The sequence below is a fragment of the Paenibacillus sp. J22P218 genome (assembly GCF_056269195.1).
In genome coordinates, this window is record NZ_JBWDNL010000003.1 from 116352 (window position 1) to 140125 (window position 23774).

The window sequence follows — 23774 nt, forward strand, 5'->3', positions numbered from 1 at the left end:
ACAAAATATTCATCATTTCACGAAGCTGCGGACCGAGTAGATCTTATTGCCTCCTTTTTCAGACAAACCAATACAGTATACTGCGGTTAGAGTCCAGTGTCCGTAAGAATGGAGAACGGCGAAAAAATCTACTGTTAAAGTCTCTGTTGTCCGCAAAAAAATAACCCGGCCGCCCTCCCTATCGGAAGACATCCAGGTTATCCATACCTTCTTACCCCTTAACCGAACCGGCAGCCATACCTTCAACGATACGATCGCTGAGGAACAGGAATGCGATCAGAATCGGCAAAATACTAATCATCAGCGTAGCGCCAATCGCGCCCCAATCGGTTGTGTATTGGCCGATAAAGTTTTGAACGCCGACTGTAAGCGTCTTGTAGGAATCCGAGCTAATGAACGTATTGACGAAAATAAACTCGTTCCAGTTATAAATCATGTTAATAATTGACGTGGTTGCAATAACGGAGCCTGTCATCGGCAATACGATCTGGAAGAACATCCGGTTGACCGAACATCCGTCAATGACCGCCGCCTCTTCAACCTCACGCGGCAATGCATAATAGAACCCGAGCAATATCATGATCGTAATCGGCATATTAAATGCGACATACGTCAGAATGAGCGATAGCGGATGGTCGATCAGACCCGCCTTATTGAACATGCTGAACAGCGGGATAAGCGTCGAATGGACAGGGATCATCATCGCAACCATGAATAGGCCGAGGACAAGCGAGCTGCCCTTCCACTTCATTCTTGTGATGGCATAGGTCACGAGACTGCCCAGAACGACAGTAAGCGCAGTAGCTACAACCGTAATCCAAACGCTATTCAAGAAATAAGTATCGATATTGCCCGCGCTCCATACTTTGCTGTAATTTTCCCAGCGCGGGTTCGTAGGCAGCGACAGCGGAGGAAGATTGAACACTTCCTGATTGCTCTTAAGAGAGAAAAACAGCAGCCATACTAGCGGAAACAGCTGCAATGCGGCAACGACAATCAACACCATATATAACAGCGCGTACCCGAGCTTAAGCGCGAAGCTTGAACCCTTTTCCTTCGATACGCCGCCAAGTTGTCCAGCGGTTGTGCTCGTCATGAGGCTTCCTCCTTGCTTATGAATATTGAATCGTATCTTTCGTAACGGTCAGCTTGCGGATGATCCATGTAGCGATTAGGCAAATAACGAGCAGGAAGAATCCTACTGCACTTCCGTAGCCAAAGTCATAAGCACGGAATGCTTCGTGATACATGTAGGAGGCCATAACTTCGCTTGAACCGTTCGGTCCGCCGTCCGTCATGACGTAGATCAGATCGAAATACTTCAGCGAGCCGACCACGGATAACACGATCGTCACTTTAATGACTTCCATGGCGAGCGGAAGCTTGATTTTGTAAGCAATTTGGAACGCATTCGCGCCATCGATCTTCGCCGCTTCTTCCAGCGAAGTCGGGATGTTCTTAAGCGCTGCATAATAGATTAGAATATAGAAGCCCGCATATTGCCATAGAATCGGGATGAACAGAGCGAACAATACAAGCGACGGCTCTGCCAGCCATGCGGGAGGATTAGCGACCCCAATAGATTCTAGAAAGCTGTTCATAATACCGTTCGTAGGGTGATAAATTTTGAGCCACAGCTGCGCGATCGCAACCGAAGACAAAAGCATCGGAATCAAATAAATTTTGCGGAACAGGTTCGCCCCTTTGAGGCGTGCGGATAATACCATAGCAACAACTAAGTACAGAATAAGGCTGAGGCCTGAAAACACGGCTAGCAGCAGAGAATGACCTGCGCTGCTCCAAAACTTGTTATCTTGAATGAGGGCGCTGTAATTGTCCAGCCCAATAAACTTCATAGCTCCGATTCCGTTCCACTCGTTAAGGCCGTAATAACCTGTCAGTACGATTGGAATGTATACAATAGCCAAAATTAGTATCAAGGAAGGCAGAACGTACAGTGCGATCATCTTTTTATTCGACATTACCTTATCCAAATCGGCCGACTCCTCTCTCTTGGGTCATAACGCAAGAGGCTGCTTAACCGGCTGCAGCAGCCGGTTAAGCTAAGCTCCCTCAAGTTTCCTTGCTGTCTGTGCGACCGCTTATTTCTTTACGGCAGCGTCATGCTCTTGCGCGAATTTCTCAGGCGTTACAGCTTTGCCGAACAATGATTGAATCATGTTCAGATGAGTTTCAGCTGCGTTAGCCGGCATTTGAACGTCTGCGAACAAAGTAATGCTGCTTGCTTGATTCATTTCGTTGAACAAGTCAATGTAAAGCTGCGGAAGCTCAAGCGCCGATGTGTCAACTTTCGTAGCCGGGATAACGCCAGCACCGGTTACGGATTGTTCGCCCCACTTCGTTACGAAGTATTCAACGAAAGCTTTGGACTCTTCTTTCACTTTGGAGTTTTCTGCAACGAACAAGCCTACGCCTGGTCCGCCTACCCAGCTGTTGATGTCGCCTTTGCCGCCTTCTACAGTAGGAAACTTGAAGAATCCAACCTTGTCGCGGAATTCTTGCGGAATGTCAGCGTTTGTCGTCCAGTTCGGAAGCTCCCATGTGCCCATCAGATACATAGCCGCTTTCTCGTTCGTGAACTCGGATTTTGCTTCTTCGTTCGATAGGCCATTGAAGCCTTTCACGAATGCATTACCGTCAACGAGCGATTGAACCTCGGTAGCAGCTTTCATCAGATTCTCGTCTGCGAACGATGTCTCGCCTTTGATTGCCTTGGACAACGTTTCTTGACCTGCGAAGCGGTCAGCCATGTACATATACCACAGCGATCCCGTCCAACGATCTTTGTTGCCTAGAGCGATCGGCGCTACGCCATTGTCGCTAAGCGTCTTCACAACTTGCTTGAACTGGTCATAGGTTTGCGGAACTTCAAGCTTGTATTTCTCGAAGATCGCTTTGTTGTAGTAGATTGGAGCAATATTGAACTCTAGTGGAAGCGCATACGTTTTGCCGTCAATAGCATAAGCTTCTGTCGTTCCTGCTACGAATTTACCGTTCAGCTCGCCGCCCAGCACATCGTCAACCGGAGTGAACAGGTTGCCTTCAACATAAGGCTGAAGGAAGCCGGCCGCCCAAGTTACGCCTACGTCAGGAAGCTGATTGGAAGCTGAAAGCACTTTCAATTTGTTTTTATATTGTTCGTTATCCAGTACTTCTTGCTTGATGGTTACGTTCTCGTGCTCAGCTTGATAGTCCTTGATAATTTGGTTAACGATTTTATTTTGACCGGCAGATACACCCTCTGGCCATAAATGCATGAAGTTGATTGTTACTTTCTTGGAATCGCTTTCAGTAGAGCCCCCATTAGTCGAGCCTTCGTTGTTAGCGCCATTATTACCATTGTTGCCGCAGCCTGCAGCTACCATTGCCAGGCAAAGCGTCGTCATGAGCGTGATAGACCATTTCTTTTTGAACACGTTTACAACCCCTTTTCTATTGGTGTTTGGTTGGTTCGTATTGCTTCAAAATAATTGTAGCAACGCGGCTGCAACGTGGTAAGGCTATGTGAATTGGGAAAAGTTCTACTTTTATTGGATTGTCTCTTCCGAATGCGCGACGCTCTTACGATATTGTCCCGGACTCATCCCTTCGATTGAACGGAACACCTTCACAAAATACTTGGCCGTCTGGTAGCCGACCTGATCGGAAATTTCGGCAATCGTCTGCCTCGTTCCAGATAGCAGCTCCTTCGCCCGCTGCACCCTTTTGCGCGTCAAATATTCGCTGAACGTAAGTCCCGTCTGCTCCTTGAACAGAACACTGAAGTAGCTGGCGTTCATATGTAGATGGTCCGCAATATCGCGCATGGAGATCGGCTCATGAAGATGATTGTCAAGGAACTGTATAGCCTCTTGCACCTGCGAGCCGTATTGCTTGCCTTGACGGACCGTCTCCATCAGCTTCGGATCCACGAGTCGCTCCATTCGTTCGACCCGATGTATGTCTTCTTCCCGCTTCAGCGCCAGCTCTACCGCTTGAACAAGCTTAGTTTTGTCCAGTGGTTTCAACAAATATTCCACTACACCAAATTGCAGCGCTTTCTGCGCATAATCGAACTCTGGATGACCGGATATAATAATAACGACAGGCGGGCGCTCCATTCCCTTCACTCTCTCCACGAGATCAAGACCGCCAATCTCGGGCATGCGAATATCCGTTATGAGCAGATTCGCTTCATTTTCCCCCAGCCACTCCAACGCCTCAACACCGCTTGCCGCCGTTACGATTTTGTATCGGCCTGCCGCCCACGCTTCCAGCGACTTGCGAATGCCTTCTCTTGTTCTCGGTTCGTCATCTACGACTACTATCGTTTTCATATTAGCTCTCACTCCCATATTCATTCGGTATTTCGAAAGCAATCGTCGTCCCGCGGCCTTTCTCGCTGCGAATGACGAGTCCCTCCGTATCCGATTCATAATAAAGCCTTAATCTTCGATCCACGTTCGCAATTCCGACTCCATTCCCCCTAGCGGAGCGATTGATGCCGCTTTGCATGGACGCGTACAACTGCTGAACCTTGTCCGTATCCATACCCGGACCGTTATCGGTTACTTCGATTCTCGTGTAGCCCGTGCGAACGGACGGCATCACTTGAATCTCGACGGTCCCAGGTCCAATTCGCTGCTCCACTCCGTGCAGAATCGCATTTTCCACTAACGGCTGGACAAGAAGCTTCGGAATTGGCGTCCTGCGACAAGCATCGCTTGCAACGATCTGCCAGGACAATCGGTCGATCAGCCGCATATCCATTATTTTGAGATAACGTTCCGCGTGATCCAGCTCATCGCTTATCGTCACCCATTCATCGTCGTCAGGACGGGCGATTACGTACCGGAAAAGTCCCGACATCGCCACGACAACCTGCGACAGCTCCTCTTCCCCTTTCTCATCAAGCGCCCAATAGAACGCTTCCAACGTGTTGAACAAAAAGTGGGGATTGATCTGCGCCTGCAGCGCCTTAAGCTCCGTTCGGCTTTGAATGATTTCTTTCTGATAGACGACCTCTATCAACTCATTCAGCGAAACAACCATCTGGTTGTACGTATTGTTAAGCTCGTTAATCTCCATAGAGGATGTCGATACGTCGATCGGCTTCAGCGTCCCAAGCTTCGCAATGCGCATCGCTTTGATGAGATTTAGAATAGGTCTTGTAATCATCGTCGATAAGATAAAGGTGAAAATAAGGAACAGCAGTCCGCCCACCATAACGGATACGATAATGGCAGTACGCAAGATCGATATGCCTTCCGTTGCATACTTTACGGGCGTTAAGATAATGATCCGCCAGTTCGTTTCTTCCGACTTCTTCTGCACCGCGATGTATTCCTCTTCATCGATCTGCACCGTTTCTTCACCTTGCTCGATCATCGAGCTGATATCGAGTTCCTTCGAGAAATCGGATGCGATCACTTGACCCGCAGCATCCACAAGTCCCATCGATTCGCGGGCATCGTTATCCCCTTCCTGCTCCGAATCCGTCAGCTCGAAGTAGCTTTTGTCCATATGGACCATCAAATACCCCGCATGGGAAAAGGACTTGTCGATCAGCCGGACATGCCGGATACCAATAACGACATTCGGGTAGCGCGGATCCAAACCGTACCATACGAGCCTCCCCTTGCCCTCGTCGGCAAGCCTAATCCACTCCTCCGACACTCGGCTGTCCAGACTCATATCCGTAAGCGGCAATAACATCCGATAGTCTGTTGTGAACAGCTCTAACGATTGAATGCCAGTCGCATAAGGCGTATACTTGCGCACTTCCTGCTGCAGCAATTGTCGCTCCTCGAAGCTGATTTTTCGACCTTCAACCTCTTGCGTCAGCAACCGTTGAATCGTCGCGTTCGTCGCTACCTGCGCAGTCAGCGTGTCAATCTGCATCAGAAGCGCATCCAGCTTGCCGGATGCTTGCACAGCCGTCTGCTGGATATGCTTCTCGGCATTATTGCGAAGCAGGACCGACACTTGATCATACGTAAACAAGCCGACAGAAGCGAGCACAATAACCATAACGACCATGAATCCGAGAAAAATCTGGTTGCGCAGCGTATTCAGCGCATTAAACTTATTCATAAAAACAAACCTATTCAATCGACACACTCCAATCTCCGTTCAAACCAGCGGTGAAATCCAGGTGATAGCTTCAGTCCCTCTTAATTGTTTTGAAACTTAATATACACAATTAAGAGCAGAAAATGAAATGCTAACAACAAAAAAAGACGCATCTCTGCGTCTTTCTCGCTCATGAAGTGATAGGTGTGTGTGTTAAGCACGCCTGACGATCGGCTCAGGTGAAATGACGAATTTGTTTAGTGCAGTTTCGGCGGTACGAAGCCCATTTTTCCAAACGATACGCTCAGGCGTCCGGTCGTAGATGAGATCGCAAATATCGCTTGCGCCTGTCAGAAGGAAGTCGGCAGCGGAGCCGCAAGCGAGCGCACCATATTCGAGGTTAAGCGCCCTCGCCGCCCGCGTCGTGCACATCTCCAGCAGCAGAACCGCATCCGCTCGCGTCCCCATGTAAGCCGTCTGTCCCAACAGCAACGCAATGTCTAGCGGATCACCTTTGCCGAACGGCGTGAACGCATTGCGAATATTGTTCGAACCGAAGCACACGTTGACGCCTTCCTCCAGCAGCAATCTAACAGGAGTAAGACCTCTGCGCGGTTTATACGAGTCACCGCGGCCATTTAGGTAGAGGTCTGTTGCGGGAAGCGTTATGACATGGATGCCCGCAGCCGCCATCTTGAAAGCAATAGCCCTCGCATCGTCCGATTCCATTGATCCAAGCGACGTCAGATGCGCGACTGTCACCCTTCCCTGCAAGCCGTATGCAATCGTCAAGTCGGCAATATCGACGATTGTGCGATGGGAAGGATCGTCAGAGAAATCAACGTGAAGATCAACAGGCAGACCCGTTTCCTCAGCCAGCTTAAATATCCATTCTAGATGCTCGCGCGCATCCGTATCGTTATAAGGAATGCCGCCTATCGCATCAGCGCCCATAGCGACCGCTTGCCTCATCAGCTCCTCAGTCCCCTCCTGCTGGAAGATCCCCTCCTGCGGGAAGACAACAAGCTGAATCGTCATAAGCGAACGATAAAGCTCCTTCAACTGCAACGCAGCCTCCATACTAAGCAGACCAATGATCGAATCAACCTCAACCTGACAGCGCAGATGCGTAACACCAGCCTGCATACTTCGCTCGATGACGGCAACCGATCGCCTCATAATGTCTTCAAACGTGTAATCTTTCTTAAGCGCCGCAGTCATGCCAATGGCATCGCTTAAGCTGTCCGCTTCGCGGCTCATTCGCTGCGTCAGAAACGCCTTATCCAAATGGATATGCGACTCCACTAATCCCGGCAACACTAGCCTGCCCGCCGCAGTTACCGTTTCCTTCGCACGAACCGTATGCTTCACGCCATCATAGAAACGGCCATTATATGTTATGATTCCGTCCTTCACGCCAAGATCGCGCAGTTCTCCGGTGAATGGATCGGTGTATCCGCTAACCCAAATGTCGTAGTCCATAGTTGTTTCCCCCGGCACGCTCGTTTTAATTGTTAGCTGCAAAGAAACAGCCTGCCCCATTTCGCCGCAAGCGGCACTCCTTGAGCGCCAACGCCTAGCTTGCGAAAGCTATGCCATACGGTAGCCGAGACGGAATCGATGACGGCCACGCCGAATTGCTCCTCAAGCTGGGCAGCCATAGAAGCCGCATGAAAATTCGTGCAGACGACCGCAAGCGCCTCAACGCCCTCCACAGCCGAAGCCTCTTCCATCATTGAGCGAATATCGGTTTCCGGCACGTAAGCGAAGTCCTTATTTACGGAAATGCCGCTCATACGCTCAACTAAACATTCATATCCAAGCTCACCGTATTGCTTGCGAATCATGCCGCTAACGTCTGCCGTATAGGGCGTTACGAGCCCTAGCTTCTTAACGCCCAGCGCTTCGAACGCCTCTATAATCGCAAGCGCCGAAGTCGTAGCCGGTATACCCGTCTCTGCTTCAATCATGGCGCATAGCTTGCGATCCTTCTCCAAGCCAAGCCAGCTTGCAGAAGTGCCGTTCCAGACGATGAGGTCGACATCGGCATCGGCAAGCAATGCGGCAGCAGCCAGCATCGGCTCATCGCGGAATTGGTCGTTCGCCTTGTCAGAGAGCGCAATCTCTCTGACGACGAACCGCGAGAAATGAACGGAAACGTCCGGAATATCAGCAATGATCCGATAGGTTATCGGTTCTAATATCGTATTGGAAGACGGCGTAAGCATCCCTATCTTAATCATATCTGCAACCTCCCAAGCGGGAATCAAATCTACTATCAAGAAACTTCTCTATTGCGGATCATACAAAACGAAATCTACCATCATGCCGCAGCCTTGCACCCATAGTTCACGGTTAACCTCAACGACAGTAACAGCCGGCTTATGCGCTCCGGCGAACAGCTCTGACCAAGCCTCCATCGCGCCGGCATACATACCCAGATCGGCGAAGTACAGATTCGCCTTAACCGCCTTCTCTAGCGGTACGCCCGCTGCGTCGCAGATGCTGCGCGCCTTGGCTATAATGAACGCCATCTGTTTCTTGCCTGCGAGCCCGAAGTATGGAAGACCGGGTGTTAGCGACGCTTCCGCCGCTAGTCCGTTCGGCGCCGTTGCCATTAAGCCGCTAATGTAAATGAGGTCGTCAGCCCGCATCGCTGCGGACTCGTGACTCTTCGGCGTCCACCCGCCGCGAATCGGTTGGCGCAGATGCTTCGCTTCCGGCAGCAGCAGATCAAGCGATACTTCCACCCGGCAGCCCTTCGCACCTAGTTCAACATGGGGCACAATCGTGCGTGACGGCGCTTCGAACTTGTCCGGAAAATACTTGCTCCATACGTCTTCAAAACCAACGAAGTCATTCGGATCAGCCAGAAACACATGCGCCTTAACCGCCATATCCAGGCTAGTTCCTGCCGCCTTGGCTACTTTGCTTAGCTTATCCATCAAGTATTCGGCTTGCTTCCGGATCGGCAGATCGCCCCAGAACAGCCCATTCGTCCTTGCTTCTGGCGCAAGCGAAGTAACCTCGCCCTCCTGCCCAGGCGCTCCCCAATTCCCTTGCCAATCGGTTGGAATATCCCCCGACAGAAACACCCAATTGCCAAGCTTAACGCCTTCGGCGAATCCAGGTCCAGGCTTCGCGACATCCGGCGCAGATACCTTCTCCAGCACTTGCCCCTCTTCCGGCAGCAAAGCGGTGAAGTCGACCTCCAACAGCGCCCCTTCAACAAGCAGCTGACGCACGCCAATCCCCGTACTTGGCGGACTAAGCTTCGTGAAGTAGCGGTTCTTGCTCTCGACATACCGTTTATTGTTGACGGTCAGATCGCCAATTCGGTAGCCCTCACGCTTCATATCCGTTACATACCATTGATTCGCGCGAACGATATGCTCCGGCAAATATCCAGCCGCCGCAACGATATCCTTCACTCGCTTATATACATAATCCGCTTGCTTGGCGACAGGATCGGAGTAATACGGGAAGGAAGGATGCACCTGCGCCTCCTCCGCAATTCCGCTCGTCAAGTCCGAAGCGGACTGCCCGGATATGAACAGCCAGTTGCCGGCTTTCACAGCTGGGCTATATGGGATAGCCGGCCTCGGCATGCCTTCCGGCCAAATTTCTTTAATCGCCATTTCTTATCGCCTCTCATTCTCTATACATTTACACATCTAGAAAGTAGAGAACCTCGCTCACGAACAGCTTCGGATCTTCCTTGTAAATTTCATGACCGATACCGGGCAATCGCTTCACTTTCACGTAAGCGTTCATCTGCCGCAGCTCATACAGCTCCTCATTCGCAATGAGCGGCGACAGCTCCGCAGCAAGAAGCAGCGCCCTTGTCGTTATGCGTCTATAATGCGAATGAAACGGCTCGACATTCATCGATCGGTACGACTGCACGATCGCCGGCAGCGCACATGCGCGCAGTTCCTCCGCCTTGAGCGACACATCCATTTTCGTATTCGCATAAAAGGCTGCGAAAGCTTCCATATCACCGGCCTCAATCGCTTCCTTCGGCCCAGTGAACCGAGACAGCGGCGGCGGAAAAGGCCGCCTGCCTGGACCGCTGATCGGCGGATCGATCAGCACCATCGCGCTAATCAGCTGCGGATGTTCCGCTGCGAACGCCGCAGCTATCCGGCCGCTAAGCGAGTGGCCAACTAGAATGGGCCGCTGCGCATGGCCGGACAAGCTGTTCATAACGGCAAGCAGATCATTGGTATAATCGCGAAGCGTGTAACCTTCTTCCGGCTTGAACGATTCGCCTCTGCCCCTTAAATCGACCGCAACGCAATAAAATGATTTCGGCATCAGCTTCATGACAGGAAGGAACGACTTCGCGTACTCGGTGATGCCATGCAGGAATACAATCGGTTGCGCCTGTTTGTCTCCCGATACGATATAACGAAGCTCACCGTCCAACGTTTGAATCTTCACCGACTCATAGGCGAATCCATTCTCATCCATGAAGCGATTACCTCCAGATTCAACATGATGCTCATGCATGCTCAAGCCCTTTGACCGTAATTTTGTGTTCCTTCAAATAGGAATTGTATCGCTTCGCCAGCCAGCGGTTAAGCTGAGGCAACGTACGTTCGAGCGCTGCATATCGGCCTCGGCTCGACAATCTTGCGTACATCCCCTTCTGAATCGCAGCGTTCGCGGCAAGATCCTGTTCATTTATCTCCATCACGCTATCATTAGCAAGTTTGTAACGCTCCTCGAAGTCCGGCAGCTCCGTCGTTTCCTTCGGGTAGCAGAGTCCGGCGCGGAACAGTATTTGACCCGGTCCTTGCGGCAATATAATGTTCCAGAAGATTTGATCCGGCAGCAAACCAAGCGTCAGCATAGGCGGCACGGCAGCAATCGTCATCTTGCTGCGCTGCTCCTCCGACAAGGTCGGAATGATCGGGAAGATCGCCTTCTGATCGGGAGAGAAGCCCGCCCCCTCATGCGTGAAGCCCGTTGGGTGCATCACTTGTCCGTCTCCATCCTCAAAGTCGATAAATCCGGCAAGCTTGCCCGGCGCGAAGTCATGCGGACCGCTGTGCAAATAAGTCGTATGGTACGGCTCTAGCGAGCTTTCGATCATGATTTTCCAATTCCACTTGCAGTCCTCTACATCTACGAACGGCATCGCAATCATGTCGTTCACGTTATAGTTCTTCATCTCGTCGTCCAGCTTCTTAAGCGTAGGCGCAAGCGGCTCAGCATCCTTATCGAAGTTGCAGAAAATAAATCCGTTCCATATTTCCGTCTTCAACTGCGGTAGACTATGGTCATGGCGCAAAATGTCGAAAGGCTCGATGCGGATCATCTCCGGAGCCGACACCAGCTCTCCCGTCTGATCGTAGGTCCACCAGTGCAGCGGACAACGGAAGTTTTTGCAATTGCCGCTGCCCTCGGCAACAAGATGACCCCGATGCTGGCACACCGCGGAGATGACATAGATGCCGCCGTCCTTGCCGCGCGAGACGATAAGCGGATCGTCCTGAATCGTAATGGTAAAGTAATCGCCCACGTTCGGAATTTGGTCTACGCGCCCTACGCATAACCATTCGCGGTAGTAGATTGCCTCTTTCTCGAATTGATAGAATTCCTCGGAGGTATAAATCTCTGCCGGCATGGAACGGGCTTCCTTCGTCTCTAGCAAGGATGGTGCGATGTCTTCCAAGATAGATAGAACGGTTTCTGATGGTTTATATTTTTTCATAGTAGTCCCTCCAAGGCTCATTTTTTTCTACGGATGCTTATACGCCGTGAAACTTGTACTGCTCGGGAATGAACGCTTCCCGCCGCTCCAGCAATTGCTCGGCTGCATATTGTCCCGCCAGCCTCACCTGCTCCTCGTCGACCGTTGTCAGGACGCGGTCCTTCATCAGCAGCTTGCCGTCTACCATCACATTTTGCACGTCGCTGCCCTGTGCGGAATAAACAAGATTGCTGACAATATTGTTGTATGTCTGCGTCAGCACTGGAGTCAGATGCAGCTTGCGGAAGTCGACCGTTATAATGTCCGCCTTCTTGCCAAGCTCGATTGAGCCAATCTCGCCATCCTGTCCGAGCGCCTTCGCCCCGTCTATCGTCGCCATTCGCAGCACCTTATCCGCCTTCATCACTTTCGCGTCGTAATGCCTAACTTTCTGCAGCAGAGGAACGTACTTCATTTCCTCCATCATGTCGAGATTGTTATTCTCCTTAACCCCATCCGTGCCAATGCCGATTGTAATGCCTCGCTCCGCCATCTCGTGAATCGGTGCAATTCCCGATGCAAGCTTCAGGTTGCTGACAGGACAATGCGCTACAGCCGCACCCGTCTTCGCCATTAACTCCATCTCGCTTTCCTGCATCCATACACAGTGGGCAAGAACGGTGCGCGGACCTAGAATACCCCGGTCGTAAAAGAGCTCCACCGGCCATCTGCCGTAGTTTTTGTACACTTCCTTCGCCATCTCGATCGATTCTTCGCCATGCGTATGAATGCCGGTGTTATATTTCTCCGCAATTCTCGCCGCCTCGCGATACGCCTCCTCGGTGCAATACGATAGATGCTCCAAGCCAACCCATACATGAATTCGCCCCTGCGCGCTCCCGTTCCGATCCTCGATCAACCGAATATTGCTCTCCAGCGTTTCAAAATAATCGTAGCCCGGACGATCAGCCACGTACGGCGCGAACACCGCACGCACGCCTATTTCGTCAGCCGCATCGGCGCATCGATGAACGTGACGGTACATATCAAGCACGCTCGTCGTTCCCGACTTAATTCCTTCCGCATAGCTGAGTCTTGCAGCCGCGTACGCCTCTTCCTGCTGCAAGGCGCGATGCTTCGGATCGACATACCGGTGCAGCCACTCGAACACCGGCAGGTCCTCAGCCGTCCCTCTAATCAGGCCGGAGTGAAGATGAAGATTAACGAGACCCGGCATAATCACTTGGCCTGCGGCATCCAATACCTCTACGCCTTCATACTTGCTTAGCAGCTCCGTAGATGGCCCGATATCGGCAATTCTCCCGTTCTCCACAAGAACTGCGCCGTCTGTCAGCATGTCATCGTTGTTATTCATCGTCAGCACAATTCCGCCTGCAATTAACCGTGTCTCGTTCTCCATTCTCATCGCCTCCGCAATCTAGATCCTGCACTTATGAAATAAACTCCGTCGTGAACGCCTTGCTTGCATCAAGCTCCTTCTCGATCACTTTCCCTTCTAACATTTGCTTCGCCAGCGTCTCCCACCGTTCAAGCGACATGTAGCCTACGCCATGCTCCACTGCATCGCCCGTCCAGATCAAGTCTATCGCCGCTTCCGCGCCGAACTTCAACCACTCCAGCGTCGCGTCCGGATTATAGGTTTGAATGAACGGATTCACTTCCTCGTAATTGTCCTTGTAGAAGTTCCAGCCCTTGAGCGATGCATCGACATACGCTTTAACGATCTCGGGGTTTTCTTGTATATATTTCTCCGTCGTAATAAGCATGCAAGCATAAGGGTTATAGCCCGTTGCATCGGCGATCAACATGCTGCCAAAGTCAACGCCCTCTTGCTGCAGCGTATACGATTCATTCGTTACATACCCTTGCGTGTATGAAGACTTGTCATTGATGAAGTTCGCCATAGAACCCGTATACGCAACTTCCTTCACGCCCTTCACATCACTCGTATTCAATATATAGTTCCAGAACGGCTGCCCTGGCAAAATGTAAGTCGTCTTACCCGATAGATCCTCGATCTGGGCAAGCTTATTCTCATTGTGGTACATGAAGGCGATCGGATTCGTCTGCAGCACCGATGCAATCGCTACGACCGGAATACCTTGCGCACGAGCCATCAGCACTTCGTCGGCATGCGCCATGGCGAACTCCGCCTTGCCCGAGGCAACCAGTTGAACGCCCGAAACTTGCGGACCCCCGGATTGAATCGTCATATCCAGTCCCGCTTCTTTGTAGAAGCCCTGTTGCAAAGCCGCGTATTGACCGCCATGCTCCGCTTCGGCGAACCAGTTCGTCACCTGCGTAATCTTCTTCAGTGCCGCAGGTTTCGCGCCTCCGTCATTCGTTTCATTCGCAGCATTATTCGTTTCGTTGTTGGAGCCGCAAGCCGATAGTACGATCGATACACATAACAACACCATAAGAGCGAGACTGCGTTTTCTGTTCATCTGGTTACTCCTCCGTATTCTCTTGTTAGTTTTGTGTTAGATAATCTAACTTCATACCACCATTATGTTGGAGTGAACCGTTTGAAACAATCGATTTACAGCGTTTTTTATATTTTCATAAAAATAATGGAGCCGATTTGTGAAAATGATATATTTTGAGTTAGATAAGTTTACACGACAACAATTTCATATAATATATTAATAGTAAGCAAACTCAATCCTCTTCTTTATGTTTCTTGTAGTGCCAAAACACAAGCTTCAGCTTCAAAATATCATTGAAATTGCGAAACTCAATATGCAGCAGCGAATTGATCTTCTCCATTCGATAAGCAATCGTATTCCGATGAACGAACATCCGCTTAGCTACCTCGTTGATCTGCCCGTCATATTCCAGGAATAGCTCCAGCGTACGGATCATCTCTTCCGAATGCTGCAGCGGACCAAGGAATTTGCTGCTGTAAGAAGCCAGCACATCATCAGGGATATATTGCAGCAGGCGATATACTTCTAAATCTTCGTCATAAAATACCGCCCCCGGCATCTCGGTCTGCTGAACGGTTTGCTGCGTATTGACGCATTCCGCATAAGCATCCTTCAGCTGCGACGCTTGGTCCTTGATCCTGCTCATGTAGAACTTCGGCTGCAGACGCTCTGAGCCGGGACCGCCGAACAGCGCCGCCAAGCATTCTCCGAGCGCCCGATTCTCGCTTTCCGGCAACGACGCTAACGAATAGAGCGACAGAATCGTTTTGCCGATCGGGATATGAATCCCTTTGTAGGCAGCCAGCTCCGGCGCGAACTCCAGCTTCTCATGCACATCCCAGAACGCATCTACCTCTTGGTCGTTCACTGTTGCAAGCACGCAGCGGTATTGATCAAGCGGCAGCGCAATCCCGTATTTATCGAGCGACGAGAGCAGGACAGCCAGCGGCGCGCGGCTCTGCAAGTACATCAGAAGATCGGTTACCCATTCCTCCCGCTCCCCTTCGCCTTGCCGCTTCTTCCTTCCCATGTAGCGCGACAGCAAGTCGCCGGCGAGCACGAATACGCCATCCTCGTCCTTCATCACCTGCGACTTGCCCGGTACGACCATCAAATAACCGTACAGCGCATCGCCCTGCTGCAGCGGAACTTGAAAGTATCTCGTCTCCTGCGAGCCGCACCATCTCGTCCCTTGCGCAGTCGCGAGTCTCGGCCGCCAGAACGACTCCTCCCAGCCGCTCGTATTGAACAGCAAATGGCCGCTTCGGCTAATAACCGCTACCGGATATTCAAGAATATCCGACAGCGTATTGTACACATCCTGCTCCGCAGACTGGCTTAATGCGAGTTGGATAAGACTCTTTTGCTTCGTAAGAACAAGATTAAGCCCCTTCACTTCTTCCCCAAGGGACGTCGTATAAAGACCCTTCATCATGTCCGAAAAGGTATATTCGTAAGGCAGCTCGATGAGCGGAAAGCCCAGTTCATTCGCTTCTTCGATAAGATGATCAGGAATGACCTCCCAGTAGCGTCCAAGCTTAATGCCAAGCGCCGAGCATCCACCGGCATGCAGCCGGCGAATGAGATCAATCGCCGCCTCCGGGTAACCTTTGAACACGAAAGCCGATGTCAGCAATATTTCCCCGTACTTCAGCCAATTCACAATATCCGGCGCATCCATCACGTTAACGGAGCGAATAATTCGCGTGAGCCCAGCCTCTCCAGCAACAAGCTTTCCATGCTGAAGAGGAAAGATGGATAGTGCCTGTTCGACGGTCATGTTCATCCCTCTCACCCCCAAGCCTAGTTGCGATTGCATCCTCAGAAACTCGTATAACCCCCGTCAGCGAACATCGCGCTTCCCGTTACGAACGATGCCGCGTCACTGCTTAAGAACAGAATGCAATTGGCAATCTCCTCCGCATCGCCCAGCCTGCCAAGCGGATGCATCGCGATCAGATCCTCGATCGTTCCTTGCGGACCGCGCTGTCCGCCTGCGAATTGTCTGCGCAGCAGAGGCGTATCGATCGCTCCCGGACAGATCGCATTCACGCGCACCCCCGATGAAGCCGTCTCAAGCGCAAGACTGCGCGAGAAATTGACAACCGCCGCCTTCGCTGCCGTATAGGCGGTGAACGACCCTGCGCCAACAACCGCAAGCTGCGATGCCGTGTTGACGATATTGCCCTTCGACGCCTTCAGCCATGGCATCGCCGCCTTGCTGCATAGATAGACACTCTTAATATTCGTGTCAAATACAAGATCCCAGCTTGCTTCGGCCATATCTTCAAGCCCTGCCACAAGCTCAATTCCCGCGTTGTTGACGAGCACATCCAGTGCGCCCCATTCCCGTTCCAGCTTCGCGAAGGCAGCGTCAATCTGCGATGAGTCCGTCAGGTCAACAGGAATTCGCCAGAGACGCCCCTCCTTCGTCTCGGTCTCGAATTTCTTATCGAACACGGCGACGTCAGCCCCGCTGTCCGCATACGCCCTAGCTGCAGCGAGACCAATTCCTGACGCACCGCCGGTTATGAGTACTTTTTTTCCTGAATAGTTGTAGGTGACGTTCATTAGAATTTCCCTCTTCCGTTATAAAGTGTGTATGATTACGCGAAACGCAGTTCCTTCCACTCGGAGCGGCACGGATGGCCAATCGTGTAAAACATCGTTCGACCCGTTATATCCCATAGCAGTCCACTCATCGTTTCATGCGGCTCAGCCGCATTCGACCGCCCCTTCACCAAACCGTGCGCGCATATGCTACCCGGCTCATCTCCCGCCCCCCGATGCATCGAAACAAGCTGCTTCAAGCGATCAATGACTTCGGCAGAAGCGATATCCCCCTCATTCCGCTTTAGTTCGGCGAGTACCCCTTCCGCTTGCTCCAGTCGTTGCTCGCGGTCCTTGCGCGTAACCTCCGCCATGCACCCCTGCTCCTCCTTAAACAACAGAAAAGATTGATTGCTTCGGGCAACGAAGCCTGCATCGGACGCATCCTGCAGCGCCATCTTACCTCTGCAGTGCTCGAAAACATAGATGAAGCCGCTAGCGTCAGCGATGACATGATTACCGCCAACCGGCGCGTTAACATCGGCAAAGGCTTGCTCGAATATTTGCCTCGCCCCTGGAGCGTCGGCACATTTGCTAAGCACCTCGGCTTGCACGATACCTCGAAGATCCCCGTCCCAATGCGGGTTATCTATCACAGCTGGCGCGGAAGACGAATCTACGGTTGATTGCGCACCACGATCATTCTCTACATAATCAAAATAAGAGCTAATAAGCGTCAGTCCAGCTCTGTTCATCCCGGCATTCACGCCTTGCTGCGGCACGAGGCCGTAAGCTAACGAATCAAAGCCGCCCGGCCCGTTCAACTGGCCATGCCAAAAGCCCGTCCACGGCGAATCGGATGTTTTGAAACCGAAGACACGCCTCTTGCCGTCATTACCGTTGATAACAATCGCACCAGTCGTACACATCGCAGTCACCTTTTTTCCGCTAAAATGAGAATCCGTGCATAAATACATAAGAGAGCAGACTTATGTTAGTCGACATAAGACCACTCTCTCTTAAGGAAGGCAATGTTAATGCTAGGACTTCATCGCCGATTCATGCCATGAGCTGAGCAGTCGATTCGATAGCGCATTAACAAGCAAATAGAACACGATGCCGAGAAGCGACGCCGAGAGGCCGCAAGCAAATAAGTATGGCGTCTGCAACCGTGTTGCCGCAATCGTAATACCATAGCCAAGCCCGCCGTTGCCTCCGCCGATTCCCGCAATATATTCGCCAACAATGGCGCCGACAACCGCGAGCGAACAGGATATTTTCAGACCCGCCAATATATACGGAAGCGCCGCGGGAATACGGAGGCGAATGATCGTTTGCAGCCTCGATGCATTGTATAGGTGAAACAGGTTTTTCATATTCGTATCGGTCGAATTCAAACCAATGAGCGTATTCGATAGGATCGGAAAAAAGCTAATGACAAATGCAATCATAACGATGGCGTTAACCCCCGCACCAAGCCAAATCACGATGATCGGCGCAATCGCAACGACCGGGATCGTCTGAAGAATGATCGCGTAAGGATAGAAGCTTTTTTCAATCAACTTGGATAATGACAATAGAATGGCCGATACGATGCCGAGTACGACGCTGATCGCAAATCCCAGCACGGACTCCAGCACCGTCGTCGAGACCGAAGACAAAAGATTGCCCCAATTATCCTTCGCCGCGACGAACACATCCGACGGCTTTGGCAGCAGGTACGAAGGTGTGCCCGCGAGCGATACGATCAATTCCCATGCACCGATGGCAACGATAAATACAACGATTGGCGGAGCCATCTGCAGCAAGAGACGAATCACGGGATTCGCTCTCCACGTTCTATTACTAGTGTCCATGGACTGTTCCGACGGAGAACTCGATAGGTACGATTCATTAGCAGCCATAGTCATTCTTACTCCTCTCCGGATCTGGAATCATGATGCACGATTAATGCTTAAGCGCAGCCGATACTTGGCGGATATACTCCACGAACTCCGGCGTCGTTCTATATTCTTCATTCCTCTCGAAGGAGCTTGGAATTTCGATAATATCGGAAATTTTGCCGGGTCTTGGCGTCATGACGATAACTCTCGAAGACAGCGCCACGGCTTCGAAGACGTTATGCGTAATAAACAGCACCGTCATCGACTTCTCTTGTTTCCAAATACTCAGCAGCTCGTCCTGCAACGTCTGACGCGTAATCTCGTCCAGCGCGCCGAACGGCTCGTCCATAAGCAGCAGCTTCGGTCTAGAGATAAGTGCCCTTGCAATCGACACGCGCATTTTCATGCCTCCAGAAAGCTCGCGCGGCAGCACCTTCATATGGTCTTTCAACCCGACAAGCTCCAGCACTCTCTCGCCTTCCGCTTGCCTATCGTTCTTCGATATGCCTTGCAGCGTTAACGGGAGCGTCACATTCGAGATTAAGTTCGTCCAAGGCAACAGCGTATGCTCCTGAAACACGAATGAAATATCGTTATGCCTAAGCGCCTCCTTCGGCGTCGTTCCCATAACGGTCAATCTGCCTTCCGTTGGAGCCGTTAGGCCGGCAATCATATTGAATATGGTAGACTTGCCGCAGCCGGATGGTCCGACGAAGCACAGAAACTCCCCCTCGCCAACCCTTAAGCTCGCTTGCTGCACCGCGACAGTGCCGTTCGGGTACTTTTTCCCTACATGCTGCAGCTCGACAAGCAGCGGACTTGCCGTTCCACTATAAAGACGTTTATTCGCAACGCTTAGCTCCTCATGCACGCTCCCCATCTCTGTCAACCTCCCGTCAAAATCACTCTCGATCTTCCTACGCATCGTTCGCTAAATGCTACTTTATGTCATGTATTATAACATCAATAATAGAGTTAGGCACTTTTTAACGGGGAATAACTATGATTTTTATAATTGGATTGTGGAATTATACAAAAAAAAGAGTGAGTCCGAGCATATGCAAGATAGTTTGCGTTATGTTATATGACATCGTAGTGGTGTGAGGAAGAACCGCAACCAAAACGTCTAGTTGGCGTCAAACCTATTAACTAACTTTTGGAGGTTCTATCTATGCAGTTTAGAGGGCTTGTTATTGCCTGCGCGTTATCGATTGTACTAAGCGGTTGCAGTATGAACGAGGATCAAACAAATACGGATACGAATGCGAACCAAGTAACAGCTCCGCAAGTCACACAGAAGAGTTCCACGGAGCAAGCCGCTGGTTTCGATGAAGTCCAGGCGGTAGCAGCCGTGCTTAAAGAGATGCCCGAATTCCCCGAAGCCGGACAAGCAAAGGAAATAGAGGTCGCGGCGGGAGGCAAAGAGCCTGGCACGAAGGTGAAGGGAACGCTCGCCACCACTGTTGCCGCCTCGTCCAATGCCGGCACCTATACAGTAACGCTCACCAAAAACTTGGAGTACACCATCAATGACGAGAAGCTCCGCGGCTACTGGATCTACGAAGTAACACCAGAAGAGACTCGCCTCGTCGAGAGCAACGACAATACCAGTCTCATCGAGACTGTAAAATAACCACTGCTCACCTCGATGCTACTCCGCCCTGTAAGAGCATCTATGCTCTTACAGGCCGCCCCGAGCATTCCATACCATGCCTCCGCAACAATCGCCAATACTCCCATTGAAAGTTTGTTTTTCCCTCATATCCGACTGCCGAGCTACAGCTTATACTAATCGTAATTTGTAGCAGCGAATTCCCCATCGGTGTTACTAACATCCATGGCTGCCACGTTTACTGGCAGCCTATCTGTCGTTCATCCAATGGCAATTACAATCCGTCATGAAGGAGCTATCCGCACATGATCCATCCGAATCACAGAGGCAAAACATTAGGTAAGCTGAAGAAGCTAGACGAAGTATATACCTCCCTTATATTCCAAAAAACCGGCGAGGTAGCCGTCAACTATTTCGAGACGGCCGAGCATCGATACGAAGTTCCGAGCGACCGCGAGAATTGGCAGCCTGCTGGCAGCAATCAGCCATGGGGACAGGAGTGGAGCTCCGCATGGTTCAAGGGCAGCTACACTGTTCCTCATGAGCTCAGCGGACAAAAGCTGTTCATTGCCGCCAACACCGACGGCGTCGAGACATTCTTCTGGGTGGGCGGCAAGCCCAGCGGCATCTACACCCACAAGCACGAAGCTGCCAATCGCGGCAATCATCACACGCTCCTGCTAACCGATGCCGCTCAAGCTGGCACTGCCTTCGAGCTAGCCTTCGAGGCGTATGCCGGACATCCATGCGTCGGAACACAGCCGTACCAGGTAAGCGAGGCAAACTTCTCTGGCCAACAGCGCTACAACCGGATCTTCCGTTCGATTGACGTAATGATCCGGCGCGACGACGTGAAAGACTTCGTATTCGATCTGCGCACCTTGCTTCAAGTTGCCAGCTCCGGCGCAGTCGATCCTTTCCGCAAAGCCAAGATCGAGAATGCATTGCTCGAGTTATTTCCGCTCCTTATACAATCGCCGGACGAAGTGTCCGAAGAACTGTGGCGACCGCAGCTACTCGAAGCAAGAGCGATAATGAAGCCTTTACTCGAGCAGCCGACTAGCAGTTCCGCACCTACGACGGGTATAATCGGCCATTCCCATATGGATACCGCTTGGCTATGGACACGCGACGAGACGATTCGCAAATGCGCGCGAACTTACGCGAATGTCCTTAGTCTTATGGAGCAATATCCCGAGTACAAATTCATCCAAAGCTCCGCCTTCCATGCCGAGCTCATGCGCAGACATTATCCCGATATATTTAACGGGATGAAGCAAAGGATCGCCGAAGGACGTTGGGAAATCAACGGCGGCGTATGGATCGAATGCGACTGCAATCTCGTATCGGGCGAATCGCTCGTTCGTCAGTTCCTTGTCGGTCAACGTTATACAAGAGAACACTTCAGCTATACAGCGGACAGCTTCTGGCTGCCCGATACATTCGGTTATAGCGCGGCGATTCCACAGATTATGGATAGCGCCAGCGTACGCTACTTCTTAACGACCAAGTTGTCTTGGAACGATACGAACCACTTCCCTTACGATACCTTCTACTGGCAAGGACTCGATGGAACGAAAGTGCTTACCCACTTCAATACAATCCATTGCTGGCCGGATGCCGAGACGCTTATTGACCGCGTATATGCGAATCATAACGCGATCGCGCACAAGCACGTGAACGACAGCCGACTTGTCTCCTACGGCTTCGGCGACGGGGGCGGCGGTCCGCAATACGAAATGATAGAAATGGCAAGGCGCGTCTCCGACTTGGAAGGCGTTCCCCGCAGCGAGCATATGACTGCAAGCGTGTTCATGCAGCAATTGGAGGAGAACGCGGTTAACCCGCCGCTCCACGTTGGCGAGCTTTACTTCGAGGGACATCGCGGTACTCTAACGCAGATGCACCAGATTAAGCGTAACAACCGCAAGGCCGAACTCGCATTGCGCGACTTGGAGCTGTTCGAAAGCATCACTGCGGTCCATGACGGCTCATCGCCGGATCGCCAAAGACTCAAACAACTGTACGAGCTTTTGCTCATCAACCAGTTCCATGATATTTTGCCCGGCACATCGATTCCCGAAGTGCATGACCGCGCCATTCAAGAGGTCGGAGAGGTTATTGCTTCCGCTGAAGCCGCTTCAACCTCCCTCCTATCCCGCTTCGTAAATACGAAGGAGAATGCCGTAACCGCATGGAATACGCTGAGCTGGGATCGCAACGACATCATTGCCGTGAAGGGCATTGCGCCAAACCTATATCCATCGGATCAATCGTTGTTAAGCCAGCGCATTATCGATGCTGATGGCAACGAGAAGCTGCTTATCGGCGGCGCCACCGTACCGGCGATGGGGTCGCTGCTCATACCGCTCAGCACAAGCCATCCATCCGATGCAGCTTCCAGTCCGTTCCATTATGACGAGGCAGCGCAGCAATTAGAAACGCCGCATGCAATCGTACGCTTCGACGCTAGCGGCTATATCGAATCCTTTTATGACAAGTCCGCAAAAAGGGAACTGCGAGGCGCGGGACACCCGCTCGGCGCATTGCTGATGGGCGAAGACCTTCCCGGGGCTTGGGATAATTGGGACATCGACCGCGATATCGAAGGCAAGCTGAAGCTTCAGACAGGACTCGTCTCACGCAGCATCACGGCGGATGGTCCTTTGCAATTCCGCATTAGCAGCGAGTATCGGATCGGATATAAATCCACCTTGAAGCAGCAACTCGTATTCCACTCGAATACCGCCAAAGTCGACTTCGAGACCGTAATCGACTGGCAGGAGCAGCATCAACTGCTCAAAGCAGGTTTCGAGGTCGCGGTGCTCGCCCACCAAGCTAGACATGAGGTTCAATACGGACATGTCGAACGCCCGACGCATACGAACACTCCTTATGATCAAGGCATGTTCGAGGTTTGCGCACACAAGTGGACGGATCTCTCCGAGAATCGTTACGGCGTCGCGCTCCTGAACGATTGCAAATACGGTATCTCGGTTCACGGATCGGATATGCGCCTTACCCTTCACAAGGGCGGCACCCACCCTGATCCGCGCGGTGACGCCGGCGTTCATGCCGTCACCTATTCATTCCTGCCGCATGCAGCAGGATTCAGCGCCGAATCCGTCATACGACCGGCATACGAGCTGAACGTGCCGCTGCTTGCGAACCAAGGAGCCGCACCGAGATCCGGCGACTCCTTCTTGTCCATCGATACAACGAATATTATTATCGAAGCGGTCAAGCCGGCTGAAGACGATGATGCCATCATCATCAGACTTTACGAGGCAGAACGTTCAGCCGTATCCGGCGCAACATTAGCTTTCGGCACTGCACCAGTACGCGTTACCACTGCCAACATACTGGAGGAAGAGCTGTCAGACCTGCCGATCATCGGCGGCCATTCTGTCTCACTTGACTTCCGTGCCTTCGAAATCAAAACGTTGAAAGTCTATTTTTAAATAAACAAAGAAGCAGAGCGGGCGGCGATTCACTATCCGCTCGTTCTG

Annotated in this window: 19 protein-coding genes; 2 read left to right on the forward strand and 17 right to left on the reverse strand. The window is 51.6% G+C overall.

Going from position 1 to position 23774, the window contains the following annotated elements; translation table 11 throughout:
- Window positions 1–211 precede the first annotated feature (211 nt).
- The 17 genes from AC0YN0_RS15240 to AC0YN0_RS15320 all read right to left on the reverse strand — a co-directional run bounded on the left by AC0YN0_RS15240 (window position 212) and on the right by AC0YN0_RS15320 (window position 19533).
- Window positions 212–1096 carry a carbohydrate ABC transporter permease gene (locus tag AC0YN0_RS15240; RefSeq protein WP_337100337.1) on the reverse strand — a complete coding sequence of 295 codons (885 nt, stop codon included), beginning with the start codon at window positions 1094–1096 and terminating at the stop codon, window positions 212–214.
- Window positions 1097–1112: 16 nt separating this feature from the next.
- Window positions 1113–1994, reverse strand: a complete 882-nt coding sequence (locus AC0YN0_RS15245; protein ID WP_337100338.1) for a carbohydrate ABC transporter permease — start codon at window positions 1992–1994, stop codon at window positions 1113–1115.
- Window positions 1995–2102: 108 nt separating this feature from the next.
- Complete coding sequence (locus tag AC0YN0_RS15250; protein WP_475822005.1) at window positions 2103–3437, reverse strand: extracellular solute-binding protein; 1335 nt, start codon at window positions 3435–3437, stop codon at window positions 2103–2105.
- Between the two features lie 111 nt (window positions 3438–3548).
- Window positions 3549–4337 (reverse strand): response regulator transcription factor, encoded by a 789-nt coding sequence (locus AC0YN0_RS15255; RefSeq protein ID WP_475822006.1) that lies wholly within the window; start codon window positions 4335–4337, stop codon window positions 3549–3551.
- Between the two features lies 1 nt (window position 4338).
- Complete coding sequence (locus AC0YN0_RS15260; protein ID WP_475822007.1) at window positions 4339–6093, reverse strand: cache domain-containing sensor histidine kinase; 1755 nt, start codon at window positions 6091–6093, stop codon at window positions 4339–4341.
- A gap of 192 nt (window positions 6094–6285) precedes the next feature.
- Window positions 6286–7554, reverse strand: a complete 1269-nt coding sequence (locus AC0YN0_RS15265) for an amidohydrolase family protein (RefSeq protein ID WP_475822008.1) — start codon at window positions 7552–7554, stop codon at window positions 6286–6288.
- Window positions 7555–7586: 32 nt separating this feature from the next.
- Window positions 7587–8315: a maleate cis-trans isomerase family protein gene (locus tag AC0YN0_RS15270; protein ID WP_475822009.1), complete on the reverse strand. Its 729-nt coding sequence runs from the start codon at window positions 8313–8315 to the stop codon at window positions 7587–7589.
- 48 nt (window positions 8316–8363) lie between these two features.
- On the reverse strand, window positions 8364–9710 hold the full coding sequence (locus AC0YN0_RS15275) for a RidA family protein (protein ID WP_475822010.1): 1347 nt from the start codon (window positions 9708–9710) through the stop codon (window positions 8364–8366).
- Window positions 9711–9738: 28 nt separating this feature from the next.
- Window positions 9739–10545: an alpha/beta fold hydrolase gene (locus AC0YN0_RS15280; protein WP_475822011.1), complete on the reverse strand. Its 807-nt coding sequence runs from the start codon at window positions 10543–10545 to the stop codon at window positions 9739–9741.
- Between the two features lie 31 nt (window positions 10546–10576).
- Complete coding sequence (locus AC0YN0_RS15285) at window positions 10577–11791, reverse strand: aromatic ring-hydroxylating oxygenase subunit alpha (RefSeq protein WP_475822012.1); 1215 nt, start codon at window positions 11789–11791, stop codon at window positions 10577–10579.
- A 37-nt stretch (window positions 11792–11828) separates the two neighbouring features.
- Window positions 11829–13190 (reverse strand): amidohydrolase family protein, encoded by a 1362-nt coding sequence (locus tag AC0YN0_RS15290; protein WP_475822013.1) that lies wholly within the window; start codon window positions 13188–13190, stop codon window positions 11829–11831.
- Between the two features lie 31 nt (window positions 13191–13221).
- The gene (locus AC0YN0_RS15295; protein WP_475822014.1) at window positions 13222–14238 is read right to left on the reverse strand and encodes an ABC transporter substrate-binding protein; all 1017 of its coding nucleotides are present in this window, start codon (window positions 14236–14238) and stop codon (window positions 13222–13224) included.
- Window positions 14239–14452: 214 nt separating this feature from the next.
- A complete protein-coding gene (locus AC0YN0_RS15300) occupies window positions 14453–16000 on the reverse strand; it encodes a PucR family transcriptional regulator (protein ID WP_475822015.1) in 1548 nt (515 codons plus the stop codon).
- 41 nt (window positions 16001–16041) lie between these two features.
- A complete protein-coding gene (locus AC0YN0_RS15305) occupies window positions 16042–16791 on the reverse strand; it encodes an SDR family NAD(P)-dependent oxidoreductase (RefSeq protein ID WP_475822016.1) in 750 nt (249 codons plus the stop codon).
- A 35-nt stretch (window positions 16792–16826) separates the two neighbouring features.
- Entirely contained in the window at window positions 16827–17708 is an 882-nt protein-coding gene (locus AC0YN0_RS15310) for a C45 family peptidase (protein ID WP_475822017.1), read from the reverse strand.
- A gap of 102 nt (window positions 17709–17810) precedes the next feature.
- Window positions 17811–18626 carry an ABC transporter permease gene (locus tag AC0YN0_RS15315; protein ID WP_475822507.1) on the reverse strand — a complete coding sequence of 272 codons (816 nt, stop codon included), beginning with the start codon at window positions 18624–18626 and terminating at the stop codon, window positions 17811–17813.
- A gap of 91 nt (window positions 18627–18717) precedes the next feature.
- Window positions 18718–19533, reverse strand: a complete 816-nt coding sequence (locus tag AC0YN0_RS15320) for an ABC transporter ATP-binding protein (RefSeq protein ID WP_475822018.1) — start codon at window positions 19531–19533, stop codon at window positions 18718–18720.
- A 291-nt stretch (window positions 19534–19824) separates the two neighbouring features.
- On the opposite strand from AC0YN0_RS15320, the gene AC0YN0_RS15325 reads away from it, so the two are divergent.
- Together AC0YN0_RS15325 and AC0YN0_RS15330 are read left to right on the forward strand one after the other, a co-directional pair.
- Window positions 19825–20286, forward strand: coding sequence for a hypothetical protein (locus tag AC0YN0_RS15325; RefSeq protein ID WP_475822019.1), 462 nt, complete (start codon window positions 19825–19827; stop codon window positions 20284–20286).
- A gap of 284 nt (window positions 20287–20570) precedes the next feature.
- The gene (locus AC0YN0_RS15330; protein ID WP_475822020.1) at window positions 20571–23726 is read left to right on the forward strand and encodes an alpha-mannosidase; all 3156 of its coding nucleotides are present in this window, start codon (window positions 20571–20573) and stop codon (window positions 23724–23726) included.
- Window positions 23727–23774 lie beyond the last annotated feature (48 nt).

Excerpts from the sequence above, each read along its gene's own strand:
- AC0YN0_RS15270 (WP_475822009.1), bottom strand. The coding sequence starts at position 8,315 with ATGATTAAGATAGGGATGCTTACGCCGTCTTCCAATACGATATTAGAA.
- AC0YN0_RS15255 (WP_475822006.1), bottom strand. The coding sequence starts at position 4,337 with ATGAAAACGATAGTAGTCGTAGATGACGAACCGAGAACAAGAGAAGGC.
- AC0YN0_RS15260 (WP_475822007.1), bottom strand. The coding sequence starts at position 6,093 with ATGAATAAGTTTAATGCGCTGAATACGCTGCGCAACCAGATTTTTCTC.
- AC0YN0_RS15330 (WP_475822020.1), top strand. The coding sequence starts at position 20,571 with ATGATCCATCCGAATCACAGAGGCAAAACATTAGGTAAGCTGAAGAAG.
- AC0YN0_RS15320 (WP_475822018.1), bottom strand. The coding sequence starts at position 19,533 with ATGGGGAGCGTGCATGAGGAGCTAAGCGTTGCGAATAAACGTCTTTAT.
- AC0YN0_RS15275 (WP_475822010.1), bottom strand. The coding sequence starts at position 9,710 with ATGGCGATTAAAGAAATTTGGCCGGAAGGCATGCCGAGGCCGGCTATC.
- AC0YN0_RS15240 (WP_337100337.1), bottom strand. The coding sequence starts at position 1,096 with ATGACGAGCACAACCGCTGGACAACTTGGCGGCGTATCGAAGGAAAAG.
- AC0YN0_RS15280 (WP_475822011.1), bottom strand. The coding sequence starts at position 10,545 with ATGGATGAGAATGGATTCGCCTATGAGTCGGTGAAGATTCAAACGTTG.
- AC0YN0_RS15285 (WP_475822012.1), bottom strand. The coding sequence starts at position 11,791 with ATGAAAAAATATAAACCATCAGAAACCGTTCTATCTATCTTGGAAGAC.
- AC0YN0_RS15315 (WP_475822507.1), bottom strand. The coding sequence starts at position 18,626 with ATGGACACTAGTAATAGAACGTGGAGAGCGAATCCCGTGATTCGTCTC.
- AC0YN0_RS15290 (WP_475822013.1), bottom strand. The coding sequence starts at position 13,190 with ATGGAGAACGAGACACGGTTAATTGCAGGCGGAATTGTGCTGACGATG.
- AC0YN0_RS15265 (WP_475822008.1), bottom strand. The coding sequence starts at position 7,554 with ATGGACTACGACATTTGGGTTAGCGGATACACCGATCCATTCACCGGA.
- AC0YN0_RS15300 (WP_475822015.1), bottom strand. The coding sequence starts at position 16,000 with ATGACCGTCGAACAGGCACTATCCATCTTTCCTCTTCAGCATGGAAAG.
- AC0YN0_RS15295 (WP_475822014.1), bottom strand. The coding sequence starts at position 14,238 with ATGAACAGAAAACGCAGTCTCGCTCTTATGGTGTTGTTATGTGTATCG.
- AC0YN0_RS15305 (WP_475822016.1), bottom strand. The coding sequence starts at position 16,791 with ATGAACGTCACCTACAACTATTCAGGAAAAAAAGTACTCATAACCGGC.
- AC0YN0_RS15325 (WP_475822019.1), top strand. The coding sequence starts at position 19,825 with ATGCAGTTTAGAGGGCTTGTTATTGCCTGCGCGTTATCGATTGTACTA.